A 9,233-nucleotide genomic window follows, 5' to 3' on the forward strand; every position below is an offset into this window, starting at 1 on the left:
GGCGGCCGCGCAGGCGGCACGCGCGGCCGGGGTGCGGGTGTCGTTCGACGGCAACTACCGCCCCAAGCTATGGGAGGCCTGGAACGGCGATGCGCCGGGCATCCTGCGGCAACTGCTGAACCAGGCGGACGTGCTGTTCGCCGACTACCGCGACCTAGAGGTGGTGCTGGGCCACCGCTACCCGCAGGACAGCGTGCAGGCGCGGGTGGAAGCGGGCGCGCGCGACGCCTTCGCCGCATTCCCGCAGCTGCAGGCGATGGCCTGCACCCAGCGCGTGGCGCACAGCGTGGACCGGCACAGCCTGGGCGCGATGCTGCTGCGCCGCGACGGCAGCGTCGCGCAGGCGCCGGCCGAGGAGCTGAGCGGCATCGTCGACCGCATCGGCGGCGGCGACGCCTTCGCTGCCGGCGTGCTGCACGGCTTGAGCCGCGGATGGGACGACACCGCCACGATCCGCTTCGGCCTGGCCGCCGGATGCCTCAAGCACACGCTGCCGGGCGACGTGCTGGCGCTGAGCGAGGCCGAGGTGCAGGCGTGTGTGGGGGCGACGCGGTTCGATGTGAGGCGGTGAGGCCGGGAATGGGGAATGGGGAGTGGGGAATCGTAAAAGCGCTGGCGCTGCGGGGTTTGCGTGCGGATTGGCGTTGCGCTGTGGCGGGGTTTTAGTCGTGGGGGTGTGCTGGCAATTCCAGCACCGCGGCTTCGGTTTTCGCGGCTGAAGCCGCTCCTATCGGGGAAAGCTGCCGCCGGGATGGCTGGGATATTGTGGGAGGGACTTCAGTCCCGACGCGGTGAAGCGCCGGGAATGGGGAGTGGGGAATCGTAGAAGCGCTGGCGCTTCGGGGTTTGCGTGCGGATTGGCGTTGCGATGTGGCGGGGTTTTACTCGTGGGGGTGTGCTGGCAATTCCAGCACCGCGGCTTCGATTGTCGCGGCTGAAGCCCCTCCTACGGCAGACGCCGCGTGGATGGATGAGGTCTTTGTGGGAGGGACTTCAGTCCCGACGCGATTCGGTCGGCGTGCCGCCACCGCTGCCTCGCCGTCAGCGCAAAAGAAAACGGCCGACATCGCTGCCGGCCGCATGCTCTGTCCGGGATCCGGGATCAACACGACGCCCGAATCCCCACTCCCGACTCCCCGCTCCTCAGAGCTCCACGCAATCGAACTTGACGTCGGGGTCGACCTCGGCGTCGTAGTCCACGTCCTTGCGCTCGAAGCCGAACAGCTTGAGGAACTCGTGCTTGTAGCCGGCGTAGTCGGTGAGCTGGAACAGGTTCTCAGTGGTCACCTGCGGCCACAGCGCCTTGCAGGCATCCTGCACGTCGTCGCGCAGTTCCCAGTCGTCCAGGCGCAGACGGTTCTCGTCGTCGGTGGCCGCGGGCTGGCCGTCCTCGCGGTACAGGCGCTCGCGGAACAGGCGGTCGGCCTGTTCGATGGTGCCTTCGTGCAGGCCCTTTTCCTTCATGATCTTGTAGACCATGGAGATGTACAGCGGCATCACCGGGATCGCCGCGCTGGCCTGGGTCACCACCGATTTCAGCACCGCCACATTGGCCGCGCCGCCGTGTTGTTGCAGGCGCGCGTGCAGGCGCTGCGCGGTCTGGTCGAGGTCGACCTTGGCCTTGCCCAGCGCGCCGTGCCAGTAGATCGGCCAGGTGATCTCGGTGCCGATGTAGCTGAAGGCAACGGTGCGCGCGCCCGGGGCGAGCACGCCGGCGGCGTCCAGCGCGTCGATCCACAGTTCCCAGTCCTGGCCGCCCATCACGGTGACGGTGTCTTCGATCTCCTGCTCGGTGGCCGGCTCGATCGAGGCCTCGATGATGGCGTCCTTGTTGGTGTCGATGGCGGTGGCGGTGTAGGTCTGGCCGATCGGCTTGAGCGCCGAGCGCTTCACTTCGCCGGTGCCCGGCAGCTTGCGCACCGGCGAGGCCAGCGAATACACCACCAGGTCGACCTGGCCGCCCATGTCCTGCTGGATCAGTTCGACGACCTTGGCGCGCGCCTCGTCGGAGAACGCGTCGCCGTTGATCGACTTGCTGTACAGGCCGGCGGCCTTGGCCTGCTTGTCGAAGGCGGCGGCGTTGTACCAGCCGGCGGTGCCGGCCTTCTTCTCGCTGCCGGGCTTTTCGAAGAACACGCCGAGGGTGGCGGCGCCGAAGCCGAACGCGGCGGTGATGCGCGAGGCCAGGCCGTAGCCGCTGGACGCGCCGATCACCAGCACGTTCTTTGGCCCATCGTGGCGCACGCCGCGCGCGCGCGTGGCGGCGATCTGCTCGAGCACGTTGCGCTCGCAGCCGAGCGGATGCGTGGTGGTGCAGATGAAACCGCGGACTTTCGGATGGATGATCAACGTGAATTCCTCGTCGGCACAATGCCCGCGGCATCTTAATGTCTGCGGCGGGTGTGCAGAAGTCCCGGTGGTAGCACACGGCGGGGTATGGAGCGTACTGCGGGCGCGCGCGCGCGTTCGGATGGGTCGCGTCGCGGCTGAGGTCGCTCCCACAGGGGCGGCGTCGCGGCGGCGGATGTCGTGCTGGCTGGACGGAAACAGCTGATCGGCGAGCCGCAATCGCGCCATCGGTTGTCGCGGCCGAAGCCGCTCCTGCGGCAGGCCGCGGCACGGCACGGTGGCACCGTTGTGGGAGGGACTTCAGTCCCGACGCGCTGCCGGTGGACGTCGCAGCGCCACCGCTGGTGCACGCATCAGATGATGCGCAGGGTGATCGCCTTGAGCACCGCGCGGGTGCGGTCGCGGGTGCCGAGCTTGTCGAGGATGGTGGAGACGTAGTTCTTCACCGTGCCCTCGGCCAGGAACAGGCTGCGCGCGATCTCCTTGTTGGAGTAGCCGCCGGCAAGCAGGCGCAGGATCGCCACTTCGCGTTCGTTGAAGGTGTCGCGCGGGGCGTCCTCGTCGCGGTAGCGGTAGCGCGCACGCACCGGGTCGGTGCTGACCGGCTGCAGCAGGGTCTCGCCGGCAGCCACGCGCGCGATCGCCTCGCGCAGGTCCTCCGGTGCGGCGTCCTTGAGCAGGAAGCCCTGCGCGCCGGCGGCGGTGGCGCGCAGCAGCAAATCGGATTCGTCGAAGGTGGTGAGCAGCAGCACCGGCGTGCGGTCGCCGCGCGCGCGCAACTGCTGCAGCGCCTGGATGCCGTCCATGCCGGGCATGCGGATGTCGCTGAGCACCACGTCCACCGGCGTGGCCGCCACCACGTCGAGCAAGGCCTGGCCGTCGTCGGCCTCGCAGGCGACGACGATGCCCTGGGTCTGCAACAGCGCGCGCAGGCCGGCGCGCACCAGCACCTGGTCGTCGGCCAGGGCGATCCGCAGCGCGCTCACAGCGGCAGCCTCGCGTTCAGTTGCATGCCGCCGAGCGGCGTGCGGCCCAGTTCCAGGCGCCCGTGCAGCGCGGCCAGACGCTCGCGCATGCCGGCGATGCCGTTGCCCTCGCGGATGCGCTCGGCGCGGTGGCCGTCGTCCTCGATGTCCAGGCACAGCTGCTGCCTGTCCTGGCCCAGGCGCACCCGCACATGCGCCGCGTCGGCATGCCGGGCGGCGTTGGTCAGCGCTTCCTGCACCAGCCGCAGCAGGGTCTCGGCCAGGTGCGGATCGGTGATGCGCAGCGCCGGATCGATCTGCAACTGCAGTTGCGGCCGCGGGAACGGTGCGGCCAGGGCACACAGCGCGGTCTCCAGGTCCACCCCGCGGTCGTCGCGCAGCGACTGCACCACTGCGCGGATGTCGGCCAGCAGCTCGCCGGACAGTCGCTCCACCGTCGCCACCTCCGGGCGTTGCGCCAGCGCCGGATCGGCCAGCAGCAGGCGCAACTGGATACGCAGGGCGGTGAGCTTGTGTCCGGCCACGTCGTGCAGTTCCCGCGCCAGGCGCAGGCGCTCGGCATCGCGGGTACTGTCGGCGAGCAGCGCGCGGGTGGCCAGCAGGTCGGCGTTGACCCGCGCCAGCGCCTCGCGCGCCAGCTCGGCGGTGCGCGCGTAGTGCGCGCTGAGGCCTGCGAAGGCGTGGAAGCCGGCGTAGATCAGCGTGGTCAGCAGCGGATGCCTGATGCCGGCGGCGGACAGCGCCAGGAACGTGCCCAGGTTGGCCAGCAGCGCCAGCGCCAGCACCGGCCGCGGCGGCCACTGCAGCGCCACCTGCGCGACCACCACCACCAGCAGCACCGGCGCGGTGCCGACGTGTGGCTCCAGCCAGACCAGGGCCATCGCCGCGGCTGCCTCGACCCACAGCGCGACATCGCGCCAGCGCCCGGGCAGATAGTGCGCGCCGAGCAGCGGCAGCAGGAACAGCGCCGCCGCGATCCAGCGCCAGGCCACCAGCGCATGCGGCGCGAACTGGAACGACCACAGCACGGTGGCCACGGTCAGCAACCCGGCCAGGCGCTTGGGTTCGATCAGGTCGTGCAGGAATCGTTGCATGGCACGGATGCTGACCGCGTGCCGACGCCGCGGCAATGGGGCGGGCGCAGAAAGTGACTTCCGGCAGGCGGACGGCATGACCAGCGGCCACTGCCGCGCCACCCCGATGGCGCCACACTGCGTCCATGCCCTGCCGGGTGCCGGACGATCGGCACGCAGGATGGGCCCGGTTCATCCACCCTGCCACGCAATGCGTGGTGCACGCCGCCACGAGGAACACCGTCATGCTCCTGACCCTGCGCCATCCGGATCTGCTGTTCATGCTGCTCGGCCTGGGCTGGGGCGCGTACGAGATGCTGCTCAGCCGCCGTCGCGCCGCCGACGGCGGTGCGCGCGACCAGGGCACGCTGCGCCTGCTGTGGCGCGTGCTGTACGGCGCGGTGGCGCTGGGCGTGCTGCTGTCGCTGCTCGGCGTGTGGCGCTATGCGCCGCACCTGCGCGAACCGCTGCGCTGGTTGGCCTGCGCGCTGCTGGCCGGCGGGCTGGCGCTGCGGCTGTGGTCGATCCGGGTGCTGGCGCGCTGGTTCACCGTCGACGTGACCATCCAGGAAGGCCACCGCCTGGTCCGCCACGGGCCGTACCGCTATCTGCGGCATCCCTCGTACACGGGCGCGCTGCTGGCGTTCTACGGGCTGGCGCTGGGCATGGGCAACGTGCTGTCGCTGCTGGCGATCGTGCTGCCGGTGACCTGGGCGTTCCTGCGCCGCATCCGGGTCGAGGAAGCGATGCTGACCCAGGCCTTCCCCGAGGAGTATCCCGACTACGCCGCGCACAGCTGGCGGCTGCTGCCGTGGGTGTGGTGAGGCCGCCGCGATGGCGCTGCGCGACCTGATCCTGGCGAGCCTGCACCACCTGGCGATGCTGCTGCTGATCGCCACGCTGGTGGCGGAATGGACCCTGCTGCGTGCGCCGCTGGACCGCCACCAACTGGCGCGGCTGGTCCGCGCCGACGCCGGCTACGGGCTGGCCGCGCTGCTGATCCTGGTGGTCGGTGCCCTGCGCGTGCGCTACGGGCTCAAAGGCGCGGACTACTACCTGCACACCCCCTGGTTCTGGGCCAAGCTCGGCACCTTCGCGGCGATCGGCCTGCTCTCGCTGGTGCCGACGCTGCGCCTGCTGCGCTGGCGCCGACAGGCGCGGCTGCAGCCGACCTGGTCGCCGAACGCGGCACAGGTGCGCACGCTGCAGCGGTTGATCGGGGTGGAACTGGGCCTGTTGGCGGTGCTGGTGGTGCTGGCCGCGGCGATGGCACGCAACGGCATGCCCTGATTGGTATTACCAATTTAGGCAGCCCGCATCACTGCAACCATTGACGCCGCGTGATCCAAGGCGCCTAATGGTCACACCATTCGCGCCCCGCCAGTTTATTGGTATGACCAATAGTCTTAAAGCTGCCGCCACTGCCGCTGCCGGCGAGTCCCCTGCCCGGCTCAGCGACCGGGTCGCCGCGCAGTTGCGCACGCTGATCGCGCAACGCGGCCTGGCGATCGACGCGCGCCTGCCCGCCGAGCGGACCCTGGCAGCGGAGCTGGGCGTGTCCCGCCCGGTGCTGCGCGAGGCCATCGCCCAGCTCGCCAGCCAGGGGCTGCTGCGGGCCCGGGTAGGTGGCGGCACCTACGTGCAACGGCCACCGACCCCGGAAGACCAGGTGGTGGCGCCGCTGCAGCCGTTCCTGCCGTTGCTGCATGCCGACCCGGAGTACCGCTTCGACGTGCTGGAAGCGCGCCATGCGCTGGAAGGCGCCACCGCCTGGCATGCGGCGCTGCGCGCCACCGACGACGACCGCGCGCGCATCGAGGCGGCCTACGAGGCGCTGCTGCAAACCCATGCGCAGGCCGATGCGGCGGCGCAGGCGCACGCCGACGCCGATTTCCACCTGGCCATCGCCGAGGCCACCCACAACCGGGTGCTGCTGCAGGTGATGCGCGGGCTGTTCGACCTGCTGCAGGCCAACATCTCGCAGAGCCGGCAACAGCTGTTCGAATCGCCGCGCATCTTCTCCGCCCTGCTCGCCCAGCACCGCGCCCTGCGCGACGCGATCCTGGCCGGCGACCCCGAACGCGCCCGCGCCGCCGCGCACGCCCACCTGGAATTCGTGCACAGCGCGCTGCGCACCCTCGACGAGGACGATGCGCGCCGCGCCCGTGCCTCGCGCCTCCCCTCCTCTCCCTGACCGCCCTGCCCCCATGATCATTTCCGCCTCCACCGACTACCGTGCCGCCGCGCAGCGCCAGCTGCCGCCGTTCCTGTTCCACTACATCGACGGCGGCGCCTATGCCGAGCACACCCTGCGCCGCAACGTGTCCGACCTGAGCGACATCGCCCTGCGCCAGCGCGTGCTGCGCGACATGTCGGCGCTGGACCTGCACACCGAGCTGTTCGGCGAACGCCTGGCCTTGCCGGTGGCGCTGGGGCCGGTGGGCCTGACCGGCATGTACGCGCGCCGCGGCGAGGTGCAGGCGGCCAGGGCGGCGGCGGCCAGGGGCGTGCCGTTCACCCTGTCCACGGTGTCGGTGTGCCCGATCGAGGAAGTGGCGCCGGCGATCGACCGGCCGATGTGGTTCCAGCTGTACGTGCTCAAGGACCGCGGCTTCATGCGCAACGCGCTGGAGCGGGCAAAGGCCGCGGGCGTCACCACCCTGGTGTTCACCGTGGACATGCCGGTGCCGGGCGCGCGCTACCGCGACGCGCATTCGGGCATGAGCGGCCCCAACGCGCCGCTGCGGCGCATGCTGCAGGCCGTCACCCATCCGCGCTGGGCCTGGGACGTGGGCCTGCGTGGGCGCCCGCACGACCTGGGCAACATCTCCACCTACCGCGGCCATCCCACCGGGCTGGCCGACTACATCGGCTGGCTCGGCGCCAACTTCGATCCGTCGATTTCGTGGAAGGACCTGGAGTGGATCCGCGAGTTCTGGACCGGGCCGATGGTGATCAAGGGCATTCTCGATCCGGACGATGCGCGCGATGCGGTGCGGTTCGGCGCCGACGGCATCGTCGTTTCCAACCATGGCGGGCGCCAGCTCGACGGCGTGCTGTCCAGCGCGCGGGCGTTGCCGGCGATCGCCGATGCGGTGAAGGGCGAGCTGAAGATCCTGGCCGACTCCGGCGTGCGCAGCGGCCTGGACGTGGTGCGCATGCTGGCGCTGGGCGCCGACACCGTGCTGCTCGGCCGCGCCTTCGTCTACGCCCTGGCCGCCGCCGGCCAGGCCGGCGTGGAGCATCTGCTGGGCCTGATCGAGAAGGAGATGCAGGTGGCGATGACCCTGACCGGCGCCAAATCGATCGCGGCGATTTCGCGCGAGTCGCTGGCGCAGGCGACGCGCGAGGGGATGGTCTCGGCGTAAAGCGGTCGCGGCAGCCCTGGCACCGCCGCGACCGACCTGCTCTACCCGGCCTTGCGTCGCGCCGGGGCCTTGCGCGCAGCTGGCTTGGCCTTGGCCGCCGCTGGTTTCGGTTTGGCGCGCGTCGCCTTCTTGGCCTTGCCGGCCGCGCTCTTGGCCGGCTTGCCGTTCTTCTTCGCCGCGGTCTTGCGCACCGGCACGCGCTCCTCCTGCCTGGCCGGCGTGCGCTTCTTGGCCTCCAGGCTCTTCTGCAGCAGCGACATGAAGTCGACCACGTTGGTGGTGGCGTCCTCGCGCTGCGGCGCCTCGGCATCCTCGTCGACCTGGGTGGTGCCCTCCTGCGCCTTGATCCGTTTCTGGATCACCGCGTGCAGCCGTTCGCGGAATTCGTCGTGGTAGGCATCGGGGTCCCAGCGCCCGGACATCGAGTCGATCAGCTGCGCCGCCATCTCGGTTTCCTTGGCGCTGATCCGGTAGTCGGCGGCCTTGCCGCTGGGCAGCGTGTAGTCGTCCAGGTCGACCAGTTCCTGCGGGTAGCGCAGCAGGATCAGCACCAGCGCATCCTGCAGCGGCATCACCGCCGACAGATACTCGCGGGTGCGGATTACCACCCGCGCGATGCCGACCTTGCCGGTGTTGCGAAGGGTCTCGCGCAGCAACACGTAGCCCTTCTCGGCCTTCTTGCCCGGCACCAGCACGTAGGGTTTCTCGAAATAGCGCAGGTCGATCTCGGCGGCGTCGACGAAGGCCTCCACTTCCACCGTCTCGTGGCTTTCCGGTGCGGCCGAGGCGATGTCCTGCTGCTCCACCACTACGTAGTTGCCCTTGCTGTACTCGTAGGCCTTGACGATGTCCTTCCACGGCACTTCCTCGCCGGTGTCGGCGTTGACCCGCTCGAAGCGGATCGGGCGCTTGTCGCGCGCGTCGAGCATGCGGAAGTGCAGGTCGATCCGGCGTTCGCCGGACATCAGCGACACCGGCACGTTGAGCAGGCCGAAGGACAGCGTGCCGGTCCAGATCGGGCGCGGCATCAGTGCGGCTCCACGCCGGCGGCCTGCGCCGGCAGATGATCCAGCGCCTGCCAGGCATCCTCGATCACCTGCCGCGCCTGGGTCCAGTCCAGCCGCGAGTCGCCACGCATCAGGTCCCAGTGCGCGGCCAGTTCGTCTTCGGTCTCGGCGCCCGCTCCGCGCGGCCAGCCGCGGGCATGGGTCTGCAGGGCGAAGGCATAGGCCGGGCACAGGTCGCGCCACGGCGTGCGGTGGCGGGCGCGGCGCTGGCGGTAGTCGGCCAGGCTGTAGCGGCGGTAGTCCGGTGCGTCGTGCGGGCGCGGTGCCGCACCACGGCGGCGCGGCGGCGAAGCGCTCGGCAAGGGATCCAGATGGGCGTTGAACAGCAGCGGGTCGGGGCGGTCGCTGGGGCGCATGGCAGGGCTCCGGGCGGCAACGGCGGCGGGGGGG

The 9,233-nt window shown here is 70.7% G+C and carries 10 protein-coding genes; 5 read left to right on the top strand and 5 right to left on the bottom strand.

Annotated elements, in window-relative coordinates; translation table 11 throughout:
• Positions 1-571 (top strand): PfkB family carbohydrate kinase (locus D180_RS04170; protein ID WP_017911801.1); only part of this gene is annotated, 571 nt, incomplete at its 5' end.
• A 572-nt stretch (positions 572-1,143) separates the two neighbouring features.
• On the opposite strand, the gene fabV is transcribed toward D180_RS04170, so the two are convergent.
• From fabV to D180_RS04185, 3 genes are all read right to left on the bottom strand, one after another.
• Positions 1,144-2,349 carry an enoyl-ACP reductase FabV gene (gene fabV, locus D180_RS04175; RefSeq protein WP_017911802.1) on the bottom strand — a complete coding sequence of 402 codons (1,206 nt, stop codon included), beginning with the start codon at positions 2,347-2,349 and terminating at the stop codon, positions 1,144-1,146.
• A 353-nt stretch (positions 2,350-2,702) separates the two neighbouring features.
• Positions 2,703-3,335 (bottom strand): response regulator transcription factor, encoded by a 633-nt coding sequence (locus tag D180_RS04180; protein ID WP_017910062.1) that lies wholly within the window; start codon positions 3,333-3,335, stop codon positions 2,703-2,705.
• Positions 3,332-4,429, bottom strand: coding sequence for a histidine kinase (locus D180_RS04185; protein WP_017911803.1), 1,098 nt, complete (start codon positions 4,427-4,429; stop codon positions 3,332-3,334). The genes D180_RS04180 and D180_RS04185 overlap by 4 nt, the downstream gene beginning before the upstream one ends.
• Before the next feature lie 224 nt (positions 4,430-4,653).
• Here D180_RS04185 and D180_RS04190 point away from each other — a divergent pair, with 224 nt between their 5' ends.
• From D180_RS04190 to lldD, 4 genes are all read left to right on the top strand, one after another.
• The gene (locus D180_RS04190) at positions 4,654-5,232 is read left to right on the top strand and encodes a PEMT/PEM2 methyltransferase family protein (RefSeq protein WP_017911804.1); all 579 of its coding nucleotides are present in this window, start codon (positions 4,654-4,656) and stop codon (positions 5,230-5,232) included.
• Between the two features lie 10 nt (positions 5,233-5,242).
• Entirely contained in the window at positions 5,243-5,698 is a 456-nt protein-coding gene (locus D180_RS04195; RefSeq protein ID WP_017911805.1) for a DUF2214 family protein, read from the top strand.
• A 103-nt stretch (positions 5,699-5,801) separates the two neighbouring features.
• A complete protein-coding gene (lldR, locus tag D180_RS04200) occupies positions 5,802-6,602 on the top strand; it encodes a transcriptional regulator LldR (RefSeq protein ID WP_051064775.1) in 801 nt (266 codons plus the stop codon).
• A gap of 13 nt (positions 6,603-6,615) precedes the next feature.
• Entirely contained in the window at positions 6,616-7,776 is a 1,161-nt protein-coding gene (gene lldD, locus D180_RS04205; RefSeq protein WP_017911807.1) for an FMN-dependent L-lactate dehydrogenase LldD, read from the top strand.
• A gap of 41 nt (positions 7,777-7,817) precedes the next feature.
• On the opposite strand, the gene D180_RS04210 is transcribed toward lldD, so the two are convergent.
• Together D180_RS04210 and D180_RS04215 are read right to left on the bottom strand one after the other, a co-directional pair.
• Complete coding sequence (locus D180_RS04210; RefSeq protein WP_017911808.1) at positions 7,818-8,804, bottom strand: Ku protein; 987 nt, start codon at positions 8,802-8,804, stop codon at positions 7,818-7,820.
• The gene (locus D180_RS04215) at positions 8,804-9,199 is read right to left on the bottom strand and encodes a hypothetical protein (RefSeq protein ID WP_017911809.1); all 396 of its coding nucleotides are present in this window, start codon (positions 9,197-9,199) and stop codon (positions 8,804-8,806) included. Before D180_RS04215 ends, D180_RS04210 begins: the two co-directional genes overlap by 1 nt.
• Between the last annotated feature and the right edge of the window lie 34 nt (positions 9,200-9,233).

The sequence above is a fragment of the Xanthomonas sp. SHU 166 genome, assembly GCF_000364685.1.
GTDB lineage: Bacteria > Pseudomonadota > Gammaproteobacteria > Xanthomonadales > Xanthomonadaceae > Xanthomonas_A > Xanthomonas_A sontii.

What these genes read in the sequence shown, in the direction of transcription:
- D180_RS04185 (WP_017911803.1), bottom strand. Translation starts at nt 4,429, where the DNA reads ATGCAACGATTCCTGCACGACCTGATCGAACCCAAGCGCCTGGCCGGG.
- D180_RS04190 (WP_017911804.1), top strand. Translation starts at nt 4,654, where the DNA reads ATGCTCCTGACCCTGCGCCATCCGGATCTGCTGTTCATGCTGCTCGGC.
- D180_RS04195 (WP_017911805.1), top strand. Translation starts at nt 5,243, where the DNA reads ATGGCGCTGCGCGACCTGATCCTGGCGAGCCTGCACCACCTGGCGATG.
- lldR (WP_051064775.1), top strand. Translation starts at nt 5,802, where the DNA reads ATGACCAATAGTCTTAAAGCTGCCGCCACTGCCGCTGCCGGCGAGTCC.
- lldD (WP_017911807.1), top strand. Translation starts at nt 6,616, where the DNA reads ATGATCATTTCCGCCTCCACCGACTACCGTGCCGCCGCGCAGCGCCAG.
- D180_RS04210 (WP_017911808.1), bottom strand. Translation starts at nt 8,804, where the DNA reads ATGCCGCGCCCGATCTGGACCGGCACGCTGTCCTTCGGCCTGCTCAAC.
- D180_RS04215 (WP_017911809.1), bottom strand. Translation starts at nt 9,199, where the DNA reads ATGCGCCCCAGCGACCGCCCCGACCCGCTGCTGTTCAACGCCCATCTG.